We start from the raw sequence: 19,119 nt of genomic DNA, 5'->3' as shown, positions 1-19,119 counted from the left end.
CCCGCCGCGCCGGCCGACGTGCCGATGACGCCGTCGGCCGCCGCCGCGCACCACCTGAACGCCGACGACGCCGACATCGACCTGCCGAGCCTGCCCGCGCACGAAGCGGCCGCCGGCCGCCGCACGTGGCGCCCGGGCCCCGGTGCCGCGCCCGCAGCCGGCGGTGAAGCCGATTCGATGTACGAGCGCTCGAAGCTGAATCCCGTGCTCACGTTCGACAACTTCGTGACCGGTAAGGCGAACCAGCTCGCACGTGCCGCCGCGATCCAGGTCGCGGACAACCCGGGCATCTCGTACAACCCGCTGTTCCTGTACGGCGGCGTCGGCCTCGGCAAGACCCACCTGATCCACGCGATCGGCAACCAGCTGCTGCTCGACAAGGCCGGCGCGCGGATCCGCTACATCCACGCCGAGCAATACGTGTCGGATGTGGTGAAGGCGTACCAGCGCAAGGCGTTCGACGACTTCAAGCGCTACTACCACTCGCTCGACCTGCTGCTGATCGACGATATTCAGTTCTTCTCCGGCAAGTCGCGCACGCAAGAGGAATTCTTCTACGCGTTCGAGGCGCTGGTCGCGAACAAGGCGCAGGTGATCATCACCAGCGACACGTATCCGAAGGAGATTTCGGGGATCGATGATCGCCTGATCTCGCGCTTCGACTCGGGCCTCACCGTCGCGATCGAGCCGCCCGAGCTGGAAATGCGCGTCGCGATTTTGATGCGCAAGGCGCAGTCGGAAGGCGTGAACCTGTCGGAGGACGTCGCGTTCTTCGTCGCGAAGCACCTGCGCTCGAACGTGCGCGAACTCGAAGGCGCGCTGCGCAAGATCCTCGCGTATTCGAAGTTCCACGGCCGCGAGATCTCGATCGAGCTGACCAAGGAAGCGCTGAAGGACCTGCTGACCGTGCAGAACCGGCAGATTTCGGTCGAGAACATCCAGAAGACCGTCGCCGACTTCTACAACATCAAGGTCGCGGATATGTACTCGAAGAAGCGTCCCGCGAACATCGCGCGGCCGCGGCAGATCGCGATGTATCTCGCGAAGGAACTCACGCAGAAGAGCCTGCCGGAAATCGGCGAGCTGTTCGGCGGGCGCGATCACACCACCGTGCTGCACGCGGTGCGCAAGATCGCCGACGAGCGCAGCAAGGACGCGCAGCTCAACCACGAGCTGCACGTGCTGGAACAGACGCTGAAGGGCTGAGCGCGACGCGCGCTTGATAATTCGGCCTCCGCCCCAATTTAAGGGGGGCGGTTCGGTTTTGAGGCACAATACTGGTTTGACCGCCCCGGTGGTGGCGGGCCAAGAGCCCGGCCGGCGGGGCGCTGCGAGGCTGCTGCGCTGCAGGCCGTTACTCAACGAAGGAACTCTATGCAACTGGTCAAGACCGAACGAGACACCCTCCTCAGGCCGCTGCAAACGGTCAGCGGCATCGTCGAACGCCGCCATACGTTGCCGATCCTCGCCAACCTGCTGATCACCAAGAACGGCTCGGACGTTTCGTTCCTGTCGACCGACCTGGAGCTGCAGATCACCACGCGCGCCGATTTCGGCGTCGGCGGCGACCAGGTCGCGACCACCGTCGCGGCGCGCAAGCTGCTCGACATCCTGCGCGCGATGCCTGACGGCCAGGTCACGCTGTCGCTCGCCGACAAGCGCCTCACCGTTCAATCCGGCAAGAGCCGTTTCGCACTCCAGACGCTGGCGGCCGACGAGTTCCCGACCGTCGCGCAGGCGAAGGATTTCGGCGCCACGCTGACCGTCCCGCAGAAGTCGTTCCGCCAGCTGCTCGGCATGGTGCACTTCGCGATGGCGCAGCAGGACATCCGCTACTACCTGAACGGCATGCTGCTCGTCGTCGACGGCGACCAGCTGATGGCCGTGGCCACCGACGGCCACCGCCTCGCGTTCTCGTCGATGAAGCTCGAAGGCGGCACGTTCGGCCGCCAGGAAGTCATCGTGCCGCGCAAGACGATTCTCGAGCTGCAACGCCTGCTCGAAGACATCGACGACACCGTCACCATCGACATCGCGCAAACCCAGGCCAAGTTCACGTTCGGCCAGGTCGAGCTCGTGTCGAAACTCGTCGAGGGCAAGTTCCCCGACTTCCAGCGCGTGATCCCGAAGGCGCACAAGAACACGTTCGAGATCGGCCGTGAAGAGCTGCAGCGCTCGCTGCAGCGCGCGGCAATCCTGACCTCGGACAAGTTCAAGGGCGTGCGCTGCATCATCGCGCCGGGCCAGCTGAAGATCATGTCGACCAACGCCGATCAGGAAGAGGCGCAGGAAGAACTGGAAATCGCCTACCAGGGCGATACCGTCGACATCGGCTTCAACGTCACGTATCTGCTCGACGTGCTCGCGAACCTGAAGGTCGACACCGTGCAGGTGAGCCTCGGCGACGCCAGCTCGAGCGCGCTGATTACCGTGCCCGAGAACGACGAGTTCAAGTATGTCGTGATGCCGATGCGCATCTGACGCGCGCGACATCACGACACACACCAGGGGGCGGCAAGCCCCTTTGGCGTTTTTATGGCGAACCGACAACCCGTCCCTTTGGTGCCCTGACGGCGCCTAGGACGGGCCAGGAAAACTGGAGCGGCCCGGCGTTTTCGCAAGGAAACGCACCGCGCCGCCGCTTGAGTGGCCTCGCAGAACCGGAAGATATCCATGAGTGAACAGCACAATTCGCAACCCGATAACAGCAGCTACGGCGCCTCGTCGATCCAGATCCTCGAAGGTCTGGAAGCGGTGCGCAAGCGCCCCGGGATGTACATCGGCGACACGTCGGACGGCACCGGTCTGCACCACCTCGTGTTCGAGGTGCTCGACAACTCGATCGACGAAGCGTTGGCCGGGTACTGCAACGACATCCACGTGACGATTCACGCCGACAACTCGATTTCCGTGACCGACAACGGCCGCGGGATTCCGACCGACGTGAAGATGAACGACAAGCACGAGCCGAAGCGCAGCGCCGCCGAAATCGTGATGACCGAGCTGCACGCCGGCGGCAAGTTCGACCAGAACAGCTACAAGGTGTCCGGTGGCCTGCACGGCGTGGGTGTGTCGTGCGTGAACGCGCTGTCGAGCTGGCTGCGCCTCACGGTGCGCCGTGACGGCAAGAAGCGGTTCATGGAGTTCCATCGCGGCGTCGCGCAGGATCGCGTGCTCGAGACGGTCGATGGTGTCGAAGTGTCGCCGATGCTGGTGACGGGTGACACCGAGAACCGCGGCACCGAAGTGCACTTCATGGCCGACCCGACGATTTTCGGCACGGTCGAATATCACTACGACATCCTCGCGAAGCGGATGCGCGAGCTTTCGTTCCTGAACAACGGTGTGCGGATTCGCCTCACCGATCTGCGTTCGGGCAAGGAAGACGATTTCGCGTTCGCCGGCGGTGTGAAGGGCTTCGTCGAGTACATCAACAAGACGAAGACCAACCTGCACCCGACCGTGTTCTTCGCCAACGGCGAGAAGGACGGCGTGGGCGTCGAAGTCGCGATGCAGTGGAACGACAGCTACAACGAAAACGTGCTGTGCTTCACGAACAACATTCCGCAGCGGGATGGCGGTACACACTTGACCGGCCTGCGCGCCGCGATGACGCGCGTCATCAACAAGTACATCACCGACAACGAAATCGCGAAGAAGGCGAAGGTCGAGACGACCGGCGACGACATGCGCGAAGGGCTGTCGTGCGTGCTTTCGGTGAAGGTGCCGGAGCCGAAGTTCAGCTCGCAGACGAAGGACAAGCTGGTTTCTTCCGAGGTGCGTGCGCCGGTTGAAGAAGTTGTGGCGAAGGCGCTCGAAGAGTTCCTGCTGGAGACGCCGATCGACGCGAAGATCATCTGCGGGAAGATCGTTGAGGCTGCGCGCGCGCGGGATGCTGCGCGGAAGGCGCGTGAGATGACGCGCCGCAAGGGCGTGCTCGATGGCGTCGGCCTGCCGGGCAAGCTCGCGGACTGCCAGGAGAAAGACCCGGCGAAGTGCGAAATCTACATCGTCGAGGGCGACTCGGCAGGTGGGTCGGCCAAGCAAGGGCGTGACCGGAAGTTCCAGGCGATTCTGCCGCTGCGCGGCAAGGTGCTGAACGTCGAGAAGGCACGCTACGACAAGCTGCTGTCGTCGGAACAGATCGTCACGCTCGTGACCGCGCTCGGCTGCGGGATCGGCAAGGAAGACTACAACCTCGACAAGCTCCGCTATCACCGCATCATCATCATGACCGACGCGGACGTCGACGGTGCGCACATCCGGACGCTGCTGCTCACGTTCCTCTATCGCCAGATGCCGGACATGATCGAGCGCGGGTACGTGTATATCGCGCAGCCGCCGCTTTACAAGATCAAGGCGGGCAAGGACGAGCGGTATCTGAAGGACGACGTGGAGCTCAACGCGCATATGCTGCGGTTGGCGCTGCAAGGCTCAGAGCTGGTGCCGGGTGAGAATGCGGCGGCGATTTCGGGCGATGCGCTTGGGGAGCTGGCGCGGTCGTATCTGCTGTCGCAGAGCGTGATCGAGCGGTTGAGCCGGTTGTATGACCCGGCGGCGCTGGAAGCGGTTATGGACGGTGTGGTGATCGATCTTTCCAACGAAGAGTCGACCGAGGCTTCGGCCAAGGCCCTGCACGCTGCGTTGCATGATGAAGCGCTGAAGAACGAAGTGCGCGTGGTGCCTTCGTATGACCCGGTTCGCGAACAGCGGGCGCTGCATGTCGAGCGGACGCATCACGGCAACGTGCGCGTTTCGGTCATCGACCAGGAATTCCAGCACACGGCGGATTATCAGCAGCTCGTGACCACCGCGAATACGTTCAAGGGGCTTATTGGGGAAGGTGCTGTCATCAAGCGCGGTGAGCGCAGCATGGCCGTGGCGGACTTCAAGAGCGCGATGAAGTGGTTGCTGGCTGATGCGGAACGGAACGTCTCCAAACAACGCTATAAGGGGCTCGGCGAGATGAACCCCGAGCAGCTGTGGGAAACAACGATGGATCCGGCAGTGCGGCGGTTGCTGCGTGTGCAGATCGAGGATGCGATTGCGGCGGATGGGATCTTTACTACCCTCATGGGGGATGATGTGGAGCCGCGGCGGGCGTTTATCGAGTCGAATGCGTTGCGGGCGGGGAATATTGACGTCTAAGCGGAATGTAGCAAGAGCCATAAAGCTGGATTTTTAGAGGCATAGATCCAAATTTTTATCGGTGGATATGTCTCGATAGACTAAGCTTACAGCTCTTTGCTGAACGCCTCATAGATACAAACAACGGCCGCCTCATCGAGGTGGCCGTTGTTCTTTCCGCCTTCTCCGCATGCCCGAGCTGTGTGGCTAGCATTGTGGCTTACGACGAACAGCAACGGATTTGAGGACGATGGCCGACGAGTTCTCGACTGAATTGCTATGGGGTGGCCAGTTGCGTCCACAAGACGCGAATTCCGGCCTTATGCTTCCCACGACCAGCGGCGCGCTTCTCATCGGCTGCCGGACCCGACTAGGAAGCTGCGCGGTGCCCGCGACACGGCGCATCGCGCGATGCAGAATTGCTCCGTGGTTTTCCGGTACACCGTGATTATCGGGAAGGCGCAAAGCAACCCGACGGAGCATCTCAGAGGCGCTCTACCACCAACAAAGCCAGGGCCATTTTGCTGCAGCCGAGCCAGAGAAGGTTGGCCCACTGCCGCACAAGATAGGTGCACGAATCGTGCGGGCGGAACGCTAGCCCCCAAAAGCGCTCAAAAGTGCGCACTTTTGAGCATTTGTATTGCTTTATGCTCACTGCAATGCTATAACGCTCTCAATTGTCGCTAGGAGCAGCCAGTGCCCAAAATATCTGTACTGATGCCCGAGGCGGATGCAGCGACTTTCGAGTCGTATTGCGAAGAGCGCGGTTACAAAAAGTCCACGCTTATCGTACGGCTTATCCGCGAGCACCTTGTGCGGGAGGGTTATCCTCAGCAACCCTCACTGCTTGCTCCCCAAAGAAACAAATTGGGCTCCCGACGTCCCAAGCATAGGACCGTCGCCGAAGAATTCACAAACAAGCGCTAACAATGCCGTATACATCAATAGACCTGTTCGCCGGTTGCGGTGGTCTCTCACTTGGCCTTCACTATGCGGGCTGGGAAGGCATCTTCGCAGTAGAGCGAGATGCGATGGCGTTCGAGACGCTGTCCCGGAACATGATTGACAGCACGGCAGCGTATTCCAACTACACCGCTTGGCCGGCGTGGCTGGAGAAAACCAACTTAGACATTGCAAAGGTCCTCGACAACCAGCAAAGCCGGCGTGAACTTCGAGCGCTGAACGGGACTGTCGACCTGATTGTCGGTGGCCCACCCTGTCAAGGTTTCAGTGTCGGTGGTCGGCGGGACGGCGCAGACGAGCGAAACAAGCTTGTGTTCAAAATGCTTGAGCTAGTTGAGCTCGTTCGGCCGCGGGCGGTCCTTATTGAGAATGTAGAAGGCATTGCTCGCCGGTTCGTTGCAAAGCCAGGTCATTCCCAGAGCGCACCAGTCGCCGAGCTTGTCATTCAAGAGTTCGAACGCCTTGGGTATGTTGGGACGTACACGGTTGTGAGCGCAGTCGATTTTGGGGTGCCCCAAACCCGGAGACGAGTCGCAATCCTCGCGGTCAGGGACGCCAATGGACTGAGCAGCGCAAGCCTGAAGAGACTGTTTGAACGCTCGCTTGCAAATGCTGCAACGCGTGTACGCAACTACCACGGCTTACCTTTGAACCGGCCAACCACTGTTGGAGAGGCTTTAGAAGATTTGTGGGGTGGCACTCACCTTACTTGCCCTGACTCTCCTGAATTTGAATCGAGTGTCTACAAAACCGCGAAGTCCGCATATGCGAAGTTTATGCGGCGCGGTATTCGCACCGGCAAGATACCCGACTCCCACAGGTATTCGAAGCATGGCGAACGCATTCAGGCGCTCTACAACTTGGCCCATGAGACGCAGCCCCCGGGCCGCCTCTCAAAAGAGTTCCTGCTCGAGAACGGGACTAAGAAGGACAAAAAGGCCCTGCTCGATGCCGCGATGCCATCGTCAACGATAACGACACACCCGGATGAATTCATTCATTTCGCTGAGCCTCGTAACATCACGGTACGGGAGATGGCGCGCCTCCAATCGTTCCCGGACGATTTCAGATTTTATGGACGTTACACTATCAATGGTCCGAGACGAAAACATGACGTTGCTCGGTGTTCCCAGGTCGGCAACGCTGTCCCCCCCATGCTGGGTCAGGGGCTCGGGCTCGCCGTTCAGACAGTGCTCGAAACGCTGACGGACATGGACGCATTCGAAGAACTACTTGCCACCGCACCGTACGCTGAGGCGGAGGCGCAGGCAAATCTCGCGCTTTTTTAAGTCGTGAATCTCTCCAATTAGAACAGGTGCGTAATGCAAAACCTGCTACAACTTCTTCGCTCTAAAGCAGTCGCTGAGTCTTCGGCATTGAAACCGCAAGCATTGGCTGAGCTGGAGCAAATATTTCCGTCACCGATGTGGGGCATCAGCGAAAACGACGATGCCTACACATCGGCAAACTTTAAAAATCTATGGGACAACGAGTTGCGCAAGCCGCTACAGCGGTTCCTAGCACAACAGCATGTTGATAGCGAAGCATACGGGCGCTGGCTCGGAGAGATTCACTACCACAGCTTTTCCATATATTTGACTGCAGCTTTTCCGGGCGGTTATCGGGACAACGTCGGCTGGCGAATTTCAATCTTCTCAATTCCCGGCGTGAGTGCGTCGCTGGTCGGTCTAGCATCGCACTATCAGCAGGCGATGAATCACAATGCGCTGGGCAGGGCATCGGCCCTATTGCTTGAGACCGCGCGTCTTGGACTTGAAGCATCTAACCCATCGTTGCAATTGCCAGGCCGCGCAGTTGAGGGCACCGATTGGGACGGCGGGTCTCTCCTTTCTTCACCCATTTTGCGGGTATGCGACGTAGATATCTCGTCCGTCGACCCGTCCGGGCTGAGCATCAAAGGCGCTCGAACAACAACCGCGAAGAAGACCATAGCGTCGTTCATTTCCGTAACTCCGGCGTTTGACTCTATGGATGCCGCGAGAGCGCGGTCCGAACTGGAGAGGCTACGCGACGCAGCGATTTACTTGTCAGAGCACACTTACCCCTTTAACAACCTCGAGGATTTTGAGCAGCTTCGCTCCATCGCTCTCACGGACCTCAGTGCGGCGGGCATCCGCCTGCGGCTGAAGGCTGGCAGTGCAACCAAGTCCGTGGTTCGTGTGTACTATGGACCTCCGGGCACGGGAAAAACCTTGACCGCGGTCAAGGAGGCGATACGACTGATTGACCCCACATTTCAGGGTAGCGTTGCCGATGCGTTCACTCGCTTTAACGAGTCTCATGAAAAGTGCTGCTTTCTGACCTTTCATCCCTCGTTGCAATACTACGACTTAGTCGAGTCCATACGGCCAACGTTGACCAATGATAGTAAAGAGGTGGCCTCTCAAGACGCCCTCGGCGACGATGAGCAGGAGCAGCCTGAGAGCGATTCGTCCGCCGACTCAAACGAGCCCCAGCTCGTGCCCCAGGCACTCAGATACGATGTCTTCGAAGGTCCGGTGCTCCGCATGGTTCGGCGCGCGCAAAAAGACCCGCGGGGAAATTATGTAATTGTCATCGACGAAATCAATCGTGGGGACTTGAGTAGAGTGTTGGGCCCCCTTATTTCCAGCCTTGAAGCAGACAAGCGTGCTGGAAGCGATTTTCCTATCGGCTACGAATTGCAATATCCGCAAAACGGTGAGGATGGGAGGCTGTATCTTCCTTCGAATTTGCACATTCTCGGCACAATGAACTCAACCGATAGAAATGTGGCTCTTGTGGACTACGCCCTTCGTCGCCGATTCGACTTTGTGGAAATTCCGCCAGAACCGGAGCTGTTAGTAACCACCGTGGATGAAACTCCCATTGATTGCGCTGCCTTACTCAGGATGCTCAATCAGCGGATAGCGTACCTGCTGGATGACAACCATCGGCTCGGACACGGTTTCCTTATGGGCTGCCGCAACAACAGAGATGTGTTCGAACGCTTGGCCAAGAAGGTCATTCCCCAACTTAGGGAATATTTCTTCGGAAACGAGGGGTTGCTGCTGCTCATTTTTGGTGAAGCAGAGAGCCACGAGTTTAAGCTGTTCCGCCAAGACTCGAATTCCGCTGCATTTTCGGACCTTTTCGGTGTTCCGCAGGACGTTGCAGCGTCTCACGGTTTCCGAAGCGCGTCTAGGGCGGTGCATTTAAAGCTTGATGCCCGCTTCTGGAGCGAAGATGCGATGCCTCCCGGCCCGACAGACGCAGTGTACGCCGCACAATGTGTCAGAAAAGTATACGGCCATCAGGAAAGCTCATCCGTTCAAAGCTCATGACTAGAATGCAGAGTCACGGGGAGCCTGCCCGCTGCGAGGAATGGAGGAAACTTCGCATCGGCCCCGGCGAAGCAATCCCCTCGCTAGAGGCTGCCACGAGGCTGCTGGCTGCTTGGGAGCAGCTCACGGGAATCGACGCGGGAAGGTACTTTGAAATAAGCCACCGCTATCTGCGCCCGAAATCATGGTTTGGCACCATCGAAATTGGAGACCTTGCAGTCGAGGTGCTGCCTCGCACCGGCATGGAGTTATCGCTAGAAGCAAAAAAGCGATTCGATTCAAATGTCGATCTGATGCTCTCAGCGTTGGCAAACCGCCCCTACCGTGAGCTTGGTGGCGCGCAAGTTTCGGCAGAGGGCGGGCGGTATGACGCCCTCGTACAGAGCTTTTGTCAGCATGTGCGCGACGCACGTCGAGGCCAAATTGTCCGGCGCTATCGTGGCATGACCGGGGCATTCGAATTTCCTGTCGGGTCGCTACGATTTCCTAAGCAAGTGCTAACGCAAATTCGCAATCCACAACAGTTCGAGTGCTCGTGGGTCGAACTGACGGAAGATGTCCCCGAAAATCAATTTATCAAAGCCGTGTTACTCGTAGTTCGGTCTCGATGTTCATCCACTACGCAGAGAGGCGTCGAATCACTGCTCGTGGAATTTGAGGCCGTTGCGCAGATTGACCAGCCACTCGACATTATTCAACGCGTACGGCTTGATCGTCTTCCCCGAATCTATTCTGACGTCGTCGCACTTGGAAGAGAGCTGATAGAAGGTAACGCGCTCGGTGTGCTTTTCGGATCGCTTTCGGGGAAGTCGCAGGTCGTGCTTTCTCCAGTCCTTTTCGAGAGCTATATAGGGCAGCAAGTGGAACAGCTGGCGTCAGACCGTGGCTGGTCCTGCTTAAGAGGAGAAGGCAAGACATTCCTGTGGCAGCGATCAGACTGTAGCGGGGTTGGGCAATTGAAGCCAGACATCCGCCTTGTCGACGGCGATGGAAGAACGAGAATGGTCATCGACACGAAATGGAAGTTTCCGGACTCCGCTGCCGACTGGATAACTGTTAGCCGGGAAGACGCCACACAAATCGGCCTGTACGCGGCGAAATTTGGTGTGAGTGACGTTGCGCTCGTATATCCGAATCTCGAGCCTGGCATTGACGGGGTGGCGATTGAGCGATTGACTGGACAGCTCGACAGCCGAAAATTTAACCTCTATGTTGCGCGCGTGCCGCTGCTTGGGAAGGAACTCGCTGGGCTGAAGTGCGGGCTCGACGCCCTATTGGAGCTAGCCCACACTAGGATGCTTGGCACGTCGTCGCCTGATTTTGGCCGCCTGCCGGTTGTTTCTTTGGCTACTTCCGCACCGACCTATGCGCAAGCCGGCTGCTCATAAGGCCCCGATGAGTCGCAGCGACACGATGCGACAAATCCGGAGCAAGGACACGACGCCTGAACTCGTCGTCCGTCGAGCCTTATGGAAGCTTGGGTTTCGCTATCGTCTCCATTGCAAGGACCTTCCTGGCAAGCCGGACATCGTCTTTCGGGGAAAAAGGAAGGTCGTCTTTGTTCACGGATGCTTTTGGCATCAGCATGGATGCGCAGATTCCAAGCTACCAAAGTCGAATACGGATTACTGGCATCCGAAACTGCGAAGGAATATCGAACGCGATGCCGACGCGGTTGCCAAACTTGAATCAGACGGTTGGTCGGTAATGGTCGTGTGGGATTGCGAGACCAAAAGAGCCGACTTGCCAGACCGACTCAAAGAATTCTTGGGCTGCTAGCCACCAGAGCCGATTTTTGCGCAGGAGTTGGGCGCAAAACTTCTTGGGCACTAGCTAACGCCCCCCATCACTAGTGAGTCTCGCGTCGATATTATCGGGATCTAGTCAGGTTCGACGGACTGTGGCCGTAGGTCGATAGCGATGTGCGCAGTGAGGCCGACGTATGGGTCACCACTCGGCGGCTCAGTTCAAGGTAGCGACATGCCTTCTGTCGCGAGGCCCTGCCGAGTCAGGACTTCCAGCGCCTCGCGCCCGCCCATCTCGGCTCTCGACCTTTCGCAAGATGCGAATGACCTCCTCGTCGGTAAATTGCTTCTTCATCGCGTTCTCCTTGTCTCGACGATAATAGCGAACTCACTTACCGGATGACTACAAAAACGTGTCCGGTCAACATCGCAACAAATTAGGCCGCATCCAATTTTGCGACGCTTTTGAAATCCACCGAAATTCCCCTCAAGACCTTCCTCTTAACATCAGTCTGAAATGTATGCCACAAAGACCGAGCTACCGAACATAGAAAAAAATTATTAATGATCGAACTTGCCTCACAATACATTTGGACAGCATCTTTCAACGTTTCCTCATGCAAGCCAACCTTGGAAATAGCATCAAATGTAACCCATCGCCCTGGGATTTGACCATGAATTATGGATGACGAGTAGCTATACCACTCCTCAATCTTCGATATTAATCCAAGTTTATTTTGCATTGCAACAAAATCCCGAGTATGAATTTTATGAAATGCCAAAATATCACCCTTTGAGATATAGTACTCCTTCGACCGAACAAGAGTTTCAAGCTCCGCCGAATGGGATCTGAAAAAAGAATAATATAGCGCCGTCTCTACCATTGCGCGCATCGATGCTGCCGATGCTTTATATATACCCAAACCAAGCGCGATCAAAGCATGCTGAGACTCTACTTGCATCTCGCGAATGAAGCAAACGGCAGGATTTCCCATATCCGAATCTTCGAGCTGCTTCCCCCATATTGAAATAATCGTTGCCGCGTCATTCAAACGATTTTGCCTATCCAAATCGCTTGCAAATTCATTAATATTTTCACCCCAAGAAACAGAGAGAAGCGCCTCTTTCAGTTTGCTCATGCAACAGGTCCTTTCTTCTTTCTTAAAATCCCCGCGAGATACGGATCAGAAGAGCGTTCTGAGGCAAGAATTTGCCGCAACGCCTCACGATCCTCAACCGAGGCGATAGCAACAAATGATTCAACCTGCTCTCTAAGAGGCACATCGAAGGGAGCAATCACTTCCTTAAGATGTGGAAATGCCATTGCAACGAGGTCTCTCCAGGCACTTTTCGACATCCTCTTTCGATTGACGACTTCATATATCTCACTCGCCGCATCCAATGATTTTTTACCGATCGTCGATCTAGAAAAATTCTGAACTTCAAATAATTGATTTGCATTATCGAGCAAACGCAAGATATCAAATATCCGCTCCGGATCCCTCTTACATTCTTCAAAATATTCATATAGCTCCTGCGACTTTATATTTCCCTGAACACACGCCACAAATATCGCCCTTGATATTTTATTGTTTCGATAGTTGCGCATTATTTATATCCTATCAACAAATTCATTTGCCACTTCCGCAAGATTTAGAAAAGCCTCGGTACTATACGGCTTGCCGCTCTTCCAAACAAATCCCACTCCATTTTGAGCCTCACCGAATGCACTATACCTCTTAAGGCTCTTGCTTAGACAAAGATTACTCATGCCTTTTATTCCCCTAATTACAGACTCCTCATTAGAAATTTTCACACGCGGGACACTATTAAACAAAATATGTGGCACCACCCCTCTATTTCCACCAACTCTTGACTCGATAAATTTCATCATTAATCCAACGCCGCGCACAGCAGAACTTTGCGGGGCAACGGGAATCAGAACGTGATCTGAGTTTGAAAGAGACGTATTTGTTAAAAGCGACCCAGCTGGATGACAATCAATAAATACTAAATCGTAAATACTCCTGCATTCCTCAATAAATTTACCAAACCTCTCTTCGATACGCTTTGTTTGATGAGACGCCCGTCCAAGAGCAACATACATTAGATCGAGCGTTGATGGCACAATATCCAATCCTCCTGCGTTCGCGGCCGGTCTAAAAACCTCTGTTGCAATCTCTGCGACTTTCGGCGGGGAAATATTCCCTGGCACCTGAAGGCTAAATGGATCGACATTACTGTTATCATCCGCAAGAACAGTCAGGCAGGTCTTTTTCGACTCTTCAAGACTAAAATACTTCGTCGGCGGCAGAAAAATTTGCGATAAATTAAATTGGGGGTCGTAATCTATGACAAGAATTTTCCTGAATTTCGGATTCTTCTTCCCAGATTTATATTGCGATAAAAATCCCGCAATATTTGCCGTGACGGTTGTTTTTCCAACCCCACCCTTCATATTCATTACCGTAACAACTGTTCCCATAGCTTCCCCGGTTTTATATTATAAAATTAACAACACCCGCAACAACAATACTGCGCCTACCATTTTATTGATGCCCCACCCAACTCCAATCATCGCTCTCTTTAGCTATCTTGCGCGCATCTCTTTCAACATTCGCCCTATATTGGATTTTACTTTTATATCAAATCTCTTTTTTTGGAAGACCGGCGCCGTAAAGTCGAAAACGTAATTCTAATCGATGTAGGATACGCCTCAGTACGATCCCCAGTCTACTGGGGCGCTACGAGATCTTGCGAAAAAGGAAAATGGCAGTTCGCCGGCACACAGGTGAACGAACTGCTGATGGCCATCGGTGACGGATGGCGTGCAAAAGTGCCACTTCTATCTGCTGGCTCCGGACGTCGAACACGGCCCCTCGAAACCTCACACGGCGATTCAGCTGCTCTTCGGTGCAGGTGTTGGGCGCAAGGTAATAATGAGCCACTTCGCGCGAAGTAAATCTGAGCCACCTTTCAGTACAGTCAGCCTTTTGCGCGCAAAGGCTGGCGATGCTCCAGAAGGAACAGTGGATGCAAATCCATGTGCTCAAAGCCCAAGGCGTATCGGAGCGCGAGATCGCACGGCGCCTGGGCATTTCTCGCAACACGGTGGCGCGGTACCTGTCGGCCGAGGAAGTACCGCGCTACAAGCCGCGTGAACCGCGGCCAACCAAGCTCGGAGCGTTCGAGGCGTACGTCATCGAGCGCATGAGCGCGGCAGCCCCCGAGATCATCGCCGCGCCGGCGTTGCTGCGCGAGTTGCGTGCGCGTGGCTACGATGGCCAACTGCGAAGCCTGCAGGCTTTCATGAACGCGCATAAGTCCGTGCCGAAGCCGGATCCGGTCGTGAGGTTCGAGACCGAGCCCGGCCGGCAGATGCAGTGCGATTTCGTTGTTTTCCGTCGCGGCACCGACCCGCTTTACGCCTTCACCGCCACGCTCGGCTTCAGTCGTTGGCGCTGGGCACGCTTCACCACCGATGAACGCGCCGAGACGCTGGTCGCCTGTCATCATGCGCTGTTCGAAGCCTTGGGCGGCGTTCCTCGCGAGATCCTTTACGACAACGCCAAGACCATCGTTGTCGAGCGCGATGCGTATGGCGACGGTCAACACCGCTGGCACGCCGGGTTGCTCGACCTGGCCAACGTTACGGCTTCCTGCCCAGGCTGTGTCAACCGTACCGTGCGCAGACCAAGGGCAAGGTCGAGCGATTCCACCGCTATCTGCGCGGCAATTTCTATGTGCCGCTGGCCAGCCAGCTCAAGCAATCCGGCTTGATGCTCGACGCCGTGACTGCAAACGTCGAGGTGAGTAAATGGCTGCGCGATGTGGCCAATCAGCGGGTGCATCCGGTTACAGGGCTGGCACCCGCGATTCTCCTGGAACAACGAGAACGGGCTTGCTTGCGCGATATGCCTGGCTACGCGGTGCCCCGATTGCCGGCTCGCGCCGTCGCTCGGCCGCGCGTTGACCCTGCGATGTCGATCCAGCACCCGTTGTCCGTCTACCAGCAATTGCTGACCGAGGTGCGCGCATGAACCTGCAGCAGGAACGCATCGACGGGCACTGCCAGAGCCTGAAGCTCGAGGGGCTCATGCAACGATACGTCGCTCTGGCGAGCGATGCCGCGGCCAAGCAATGGAGCTTCCTCGACTTCCTCGAGAACGCACTCGCTCACGAACGAGAGATGAGGCAAGTTCGTTCGCGGCAAACACTGGTGCGCATGGCCGGGTTCCCCGCCATCAAGACGCTCGATGACTACGACTACAGCTTCGCCGTCGGGGCGCCGCGCAAGACGATCGACGAGCTTGCCACCCTGCGCTTCATTGAGCGGGGTGAGAACGCCGTGTTGCTAGGTCCGTCAGGCGTGGGCAAGACCCACCTCGCGATCGCCATCGGGTATGCCGCGACACAGGCCGGCATCAAGACGAAGTTCATCACGGCGGCGGATCTGATGTTGCAGCTCGAAGCTGCACGCAGACAGGAGCGATACGACGCGGTTCTTCGGCACAACATTCTCGGCCCGAGGTTGCTCATCGTCGACGAGATCGGCTATCTACCGCTCTCGGGGGATCAGGCTAGCCACATCTTCCAGATCGTCGCCAAGCGCTACGAGCACGGCTCGATGATCCTGACCAGCAACCTTCCGTTTGCGCAGTGGGATGAAACCTTCGGCGGCAACTCCACACCGACTGCAGCGATGCTCGACCGCATCCTGCACCACGCCCACATCATCCAGATCAAAGGAGACAGCTACAGACTGAAACAGCAACGCCAAGCCGGCCACGTTTCGTCATCGAAGAGGTAACGACTGGCTCAGATTTCAAATGCGTTTGATTCCAGTCCTCAACCGCTCTCGATAACGAACATCCCTCGTTCGAATCGCGTCGAGCCACTCCGCCCACTGCTCTCCACTCAAATAGGCACTCGTCGTCGGTCGCCGCCTATCAATAAAGGCATCCTGCTCAGCCAGACTCAAGCTCTCCCAATACCGATCCCACACACTCTCATACCAATACTGCGCATCTCCCTGCAGGTTGTATATCAACGGCCCGAGCTCATACCACGCCAGCCATGGCGGTGGCGGATTGAATCCAGATGCCGAAACTGAGCGAACAAGCTCGACATCGTTCGTCAGCAAACTGACCTGCTTCCCGGAGAAGCGATCAACACTGGAAAAGAATGTGTGCTGCGTCGCATCTCGCACGAACTGCCGCGGACCTACCCGCTTCCTGCCTGCTGCCACAAGATTGACGTAGACCGGGAACTGTTCGACTTCGACATCCTGCGTCACGCAGAACGCTTTGACGCCAAGGTCTCCCATCCATACTGCACCTGGATAGTCAGGAAACGACTCTGATCGCAGTGCCGTCGACGTTCCCGCAAACGTCTCGTGCAAATACGCAAGATCCGCCTTAAAAAGCTGCTCGATCGCCACCTGTTGCTGCTCGAACAACTCTCGCGACGCACGCCTGCGTTGGCGCGCCTCAATGAAATCGGCAAGCATTCTCTTCAAGGTCGACACATCCTCACCCCTTCATTCGCCGACGACCTCGTCAGCAGCAAGACCACCCCCGAAATACCCGATGGACCCAAAAACGACGCCACCGACGAGCCCGGTTATCACGGCACCCGGTCCAGTCTCGATACCGACCAGCGCCCCAGCAGCCGCGCCTATCTTCCAGCCGGCGATAGCGCCACCCCAACCGCCCATCTGACGAATCACCTCCTTCTCGATCGGCTTAACCGACTTCGCCCGGAACGACTGGTTCGTTGCAACGGCCAGATCGTACGCGGTGAATCCGATCCCGATGACTTGAACCACACGCGCGAATTTAACCAGACCGAGTGTCACCGCCAGCCCGCGCTCGGTGTAAATCCCTGACGGCGGAACCATCGGATTCGGCTTAATGAGAACCTCCTTGTCGAGCCCCTCCGCGTAGCTCTTGATCCGGGCAATCCTGTTTTTCAGGTGAGGGTACTCTGCCGCGTATCTATCCAGCTCCAGCCTGATCTCCTGCGTCGTGACAAGCTCGGCGCCTGCCCGCTTGGCCTGGGCGATATCGACGTAAAGCACCCTGCCCTTGAATCGATCGGCTCCTCCAGGAAAGTCGCTGCTAGTAGAGATGTAGCTCGTCAACTTGTCATAGCCCATGACGTGTTCAGCGACGCTAGCGGTCGAACCCGGTCCCTTGGGCCACAGCCCGTATTTCTCGGGATGCACCTCCCGCATCGCCTCGATCGGCCTCAGCTGAAGAGATTGCAAGTATGGATCGTGAATGGTCGTGTAGCAGCGCCGAACGAGGAATCCATCTTTGCCAGGCTCATCCACCACCACCAGCACGAATACGCGAGCAGGCATCAAATGCCCGAGGACGTCGTACTGCGATCCCGATCGATCGTTTGTCGGCGTTCGATAGATGTAGTCGCTCATCGCTCCCACCTTTCCAGCGCCTGAATACCCACTGCGATGTCAAGTTGCTGAGGATTCTCCGTGTATACGCGCCGACAGCAGCCCTGACTGTCGGTCAGCCCTTTGTATGTCTCACCGGATGCAGAACGAATGTGATACGGCACACCGGATATCGGATTACCGACATGATCTACGACTCGCACCTGCTCGTCGTGCGATTCTCGGCGCCGTTGGGGTAGTAGATTTCCTCCGGGGCCAAAACCCATCTCGGCAAGTTCGCCTGCCGCGAAGTCCATAGACGCCGTATCTTGTGACGCGTGCATGACCGGGCTGGGGTGGCAGCGGCAAGCACATCGATCGCCGTCAAGCGCAGCATGCTTCCCCATGATCGAGTCGTGCCGCCGCGGCCCGTGAGCGACGATGACACCTATTGAATCGCACGCGGAGCAGTAAACCTCCGCGCCTAGAAATGTCACTGGCGTGCCATGATGTACGAAGAACGTCATGCCCTCCAAAACGACCCCGCCGTTCGACGACCGGTCTCCTTTCTTGAGATAGAACCGTCTCATTTCTCTTCGCCTTATTTTATTAGGTATGCGAAGTCATATCATGACCATCATCAGCAAACTATTGGACGCGTACGAAACTCTTTTCGCGAGTTGAAGCGCATCATTCCGAGCATCTGCCACTCGGCTAGTTCGGTTGCAACAGTGATTTATGAGATGCGATACGAACTAAACTTCTTATTGCTTCATCGATACGGAGAAGCGATCTGCTCCACCGCACGAATCGGAAGAGAGGCTGGCGCGAGCAAAGCTGTAAAAGCGCGGGCCGCATGGGCTGCCACCCATACGACCCGCTGACCACAACCAACTCATCACAGGAGTCGGAAGATGGCTAACGCCTATAGTAAGTCACGTCCCAAGAAGCTCAAACAGTATCCCGAGGTTGAGCTGACCCTCGGCAACAAGCCGGACCTTCCCCAGGATGGCCAACCGTACATGCCATGGATGCGCGCCATCGACGCGCATTTCGAGATGTTCGGATTCAAACCGGGTGATCGCGTCTATCTTCGGTTCAGCTTTGCTTCCCGAAGGGTCATCATCACGCCCGACTACAGCGCGCTGAACTGGCGAGAGCAGCCCTATGGTGCAGCTGCCCAAGAAGAAGATGAGGCTGAGGAATGCGCAGCGCTGCCCCTTTGCGCCGCTCTGTTGTCTGGTGATGGCTCGGCGTGAAGCACTTCGGCGCGCGCCTTGATGCAAATGGTTCGCGGCGGCACTGCAAGTAACTTCAACAACCGTCACAACAGACGAAAAGTTGCGTTCCGCTCTCTCGGCCTTCGACGGCATCGCAAGCATCAGCGCATGCAGCACGACAAGCATCCATGCCGAGTGCTCCACACGCATTTCCGTCACGCAAATGCAAAAACCCCCGCCTTTCGGGCGGGGGTTCTTGGCTTAGGGAGCCTGACGATTACCTACTTTCACACGGGAATCCGCACTATCATCGGCGTAGAGTCGTTTCACGGTCCTGTTCGGGATGG

The 19,119-nt window shown here is 56.8% G+C and carries 14 protein-coding genes and 1 pseudogene; 10 read left to right on the top strand and 5 right to left on the bottom strand.

Translation table 11 applies throughout. The features are described 5' to 3' along the window. The 7 genes from dnaA to G3N98_RS31420 all read left to right on the top strand — a co-directional run. Positions 1–1,206: chromosomal replication initiator protein DnaA (dnaA, locus tag G3N98_RS31450; protein WP_241026167.1), on the top strand; the 1,206-nt coding region annotated here is incomplete at its 5' end. Positions 1,207–1,374: 168 nt separating this feature from the next. Then, complete coding sequence (dnaN, locus tag G3N98_RS31445; RefSeq protein ID WP_039364632.1) at positions 1,375–2,481, top strand: DNA polymerase III subunit beta; 1,107 nt, start codon at positions 1,375–1,377, stop codon at positions 2,479–2,481. A 192-nt stretch (positions 2,482–2,673) separates the two neighbouring features. After that, positions 2,674–5,148 (top strand): DNA topoisomerase (ATP-hydrolyzing) subunit B, encoded by a 2,475-nt coding sequence (gene gyrB, locus G3N98_RS31440; RefSeq protein ID WP_046544142.1) that lies wholly within the window; start codon positions 2,674–2,676, stop codon positions 5,146–5,148. A 908-nt stretch (positions 5,149–6,056) separates the two neighbouring features. Next, positions 6,057–7,379, top strand: a complete 1,323-nt coding sequence (locus G3N98_RS31435; protein ID WP_206150378.1) for a DNA cytosine methyltransferase — start codon at positions 6,057–6,059, stop codon at positions 7,377–7,379. A gap of 33 nt (positions 7,380–7,412) precedes the next feature. Further along, positions 7,413–9,413: an AAA family ATPase gene (locus tag G3N98_RS31430; RefSeq protein WP_206150377.1), complete on the top strand. Its 2,001-nt coding sequence runs from the start codon at positions 7,413–7,415 to the stop codon at positions 9,411–9,413. Next, complete coding sequence (locus G3N98_RS31425; protein WP_206150376.1) at positions 9,410–10,801, top strand: hypothetical protein; 1,392 nt, start codon at positions 9,410–9,412, stop codon at positions 10,799–10,801. The genes G3N98_RS31430 and G3N98_RS31425 overlap by 4 nt, the downstream gene beginning before the upstream one ends. Then, positions 10,779–11,192 carry a very short patch repair endonuclease gene (locus G3N98_RS31420; protein WP_206150375.1) on the top strand — a complete coding sequence of 138 codons (414 nt, stop codon included), beginning with the start codon at positions 10,779–10,781 and terminating at the stop codon, positions 11,190–11,192. The genes G3N98_RS31425 and G3N98_RS31420 overlap by 23 nt, the downstream gene beginning before the upstream one ends. A gap of 403 nt (positions 11,193–11,595) precedes the next feature. Here G3N98_RS31420 and G3N98_RS31415 read toward each other — a convergent pair whose 3' ends face one another. Genes G3N98_RS31415 through G3N98_RS31405 form a run of 3 tightly spaced genes read right to left on the bottom strand, consistent with a single transcriptional unit; the run spans position 11,596 to position 13,643 of the window. Beyond that, positions 11,596–12,297 (bottom strand): hypothetical protein, encoded by a 702-nt coding sequence (locus G3N98_RS31415; protein ID WP_206150374.1) that lies wholly within the window; start codon positions 12,295–12,297, stop codon positions 11,596–11,598. Beyond that, positions 12,294–12,767, bottom strand: coding sequence for a hypothetical protein (locus tag G3N98_RS31410; protein WP_206150373.1), 474 nt, complete (start codon positions 12,765–12,767; stop codon positions 12,294–12,296). The genes G3N98_RS31415 and G3N98_RS31410 overlap by 4 nt, the downstream gene beginning before the upstream one ends. Positions 12,768–12,770: 3 nt before the next feature. Then, positions 12,771–13,643 carry a ParA family protein gene (locus tag G3N98_RS31405; protein WP_206150372.1) on the bottom strand — a complete coding sequence of 291 codons (873 nt, stop codon included), beginning with the start codon at positions 13,641–13,643 and terminating at the stop codon, positions 12,771–12,773. 527 nt (positions 13,644–14,170) lie between these two features. Between G3N98_RS31405 and istA the strand changes: the two are divergent. Together istA and istB are read left to right on the top strand one after the other, a co-directional pair. Then, positions 14,171–15,198 (top strand): annotated as a pseudogene (gene istA, locus G3N98_RS31400) (IS21 family transposase). Next, the gene (gene istB / locus G3N98_RS31395) at positions 15,195–15,968 is read left to right on the top strand and encodes an IS21-like element ISBcen13 family helper ATPase IstB (protein WP_206150371.1); all 774 of its coding nucleotides are present in this window, start codon (positions 15,195–15,197) and stop codon (positions 15,966–15,968) included. Before istA ends, istB begins: the two are co-directional and overlap by 4 nt. Before the next feature lie 15 nt (positions 15,969–15,983). Here the strand turns inward: istB and G3N98_RS31390 are convergent, their stop codons facing one another. Together G3N98_RS31390 and G3N98_RS31385 are read right to left on the bottom strand one after the other, a co-directional pair. Further along, positions 15,984–16,676, bottom strand: coding sequence for a hypothetical protein (locus tag G3N98_RS31390; RefSeq protein WP_206150370.1), 693 nt, complete (start codon positions 16,674–16,676; stop codon positions 15,984–15,986). Between the two features lie 21 nt (positions 16,677–16,697). Next, the gene (locus G3N98_RS31385; protein ID WP_206150369.1) at positions 16,698–17,594 is read right to left on the bottom strand and encodes a glycine zipper family protein; all 897 of its coding nucleotides are present in this window, start codon (positions 17,592–17,594) and stop codon (positions 16,698–16,700) included. Positions 17,595–18,466: 872 nt separating this feature from the next. Here G3N98_RS31385 and G3N98_RS31375 point away from each other — a divergent pair. Then, complete coding sequence (locus G3N98_RS31375; RefSeq protein WP_206150367.1) at positions 18,467–18,811, top strand: hypothetical protein; 345 nt, start codon at positions 18,467–18,469, stop codon at positions 18,809–18,811. Positions 18,812–19,119 lie beyond the last annotated feature (308 nt).

It is taken from the genome of Burkholderia sp. Tr-20390 (assembly GCF_017104595.1).
Classification (GTDB): Bacteria; Pseudomonadota; Gammaproteobacteria; order Burkholderiales; family Burkholderiaceae; genus Burkholderia.
The sequence above is the reverse complement of the archived record's forward strand: the minus strand, read 5'-3'. Positions and strand labels throughout refer to the sequence as shown.

Excerpts from the sequence above, each read along its gene's own strand:
- dnaN (WP_039364632.1), top strand. The coding sequence starts at position 1,375 with ATGCAACTGGTCAAGACCGAACGAGACACCCTCCTCAGGCCGCTGCAA.
- gyrB (WP_046544142.1), top strand. The coding sequence starts at position 2,674 with ATGAGTGAACAGCACAATTCGCAACCCGATAACAGCAGCTACGGCGCC.
- G3N98_RS31435 (WP_206150378.1), top strand. The coding sequence starts at position 6,057 with ATGCCGTATACATCAATAGACCTGTTCGCCGGTTGCGGTGGTCTCTCA.
- G3N98_RS31430 (WP_206150377.1), top strand. The coding sequence starts at position 7,413 with ATGCAAAACCTGCTACAACTTCTTCGCTCTAAAGCAGTCGCTGAGTCT.
- G3N98_RS31425 (WP_206150376.1), top strand. The coding sequence starts at position 9,410 with ATGACTAGAATGCAGAGTCACGGGGAGCCTGCCCGCTGCGAGGAATGG.
- G3N98_RS31420 (WP_206150375.1), top strand. The coding sequence starts at position 10,779 with ATGCGCAAGCCGGCTGCTCATAAGGCCCCGATGAGTCGCAGCGACACG.
- G3N98_RS31415 (WP_206150374.1), bottom strand. The coding sequence starts at position 12,297 with ATGAGCAAACTGAAAGAGGCGCTTCTCTCTGTTTCTTGGGGTGAAAAT.
- G3N98_RS31410 (WP_206150373.1), bottom strand. The coding sequence starts at position 12,767 with ATGCGCAACTATCGAAACAATAAAATATCAAGGGCGATATTTGTGGCG.
- G3N98_RS31405 (WP_206150372.1), bottom strand. The coding sequence starts at position 13,643 with ATGGGAACAGTTGTTACGGTAATGAATATGAAGGGTGGGGTTGGAAAA.
- istB (WP_206150371.1), top strand. The coding sequence starts at position 15,195 with ATGAACCTGCAGCAGGAACGCATCGACGGGCACTGCCAGAGCCTGAAG.
- G3N98_RS31385 (WP_206150369.1), bottom strand. The coding sequence starts at position 17,594 with ATGAGCGACTACATCTATCGAACGCCGACAAACGATCGATCGGGATCG.
- G3N98_RS31375 (WP_206150367.1), top strand. The coding sequence starts at position 18,467 with ATGGCTAACGCCTATAGTAAGTCACGTCCCAAGAAGCTCAAACAGTAT.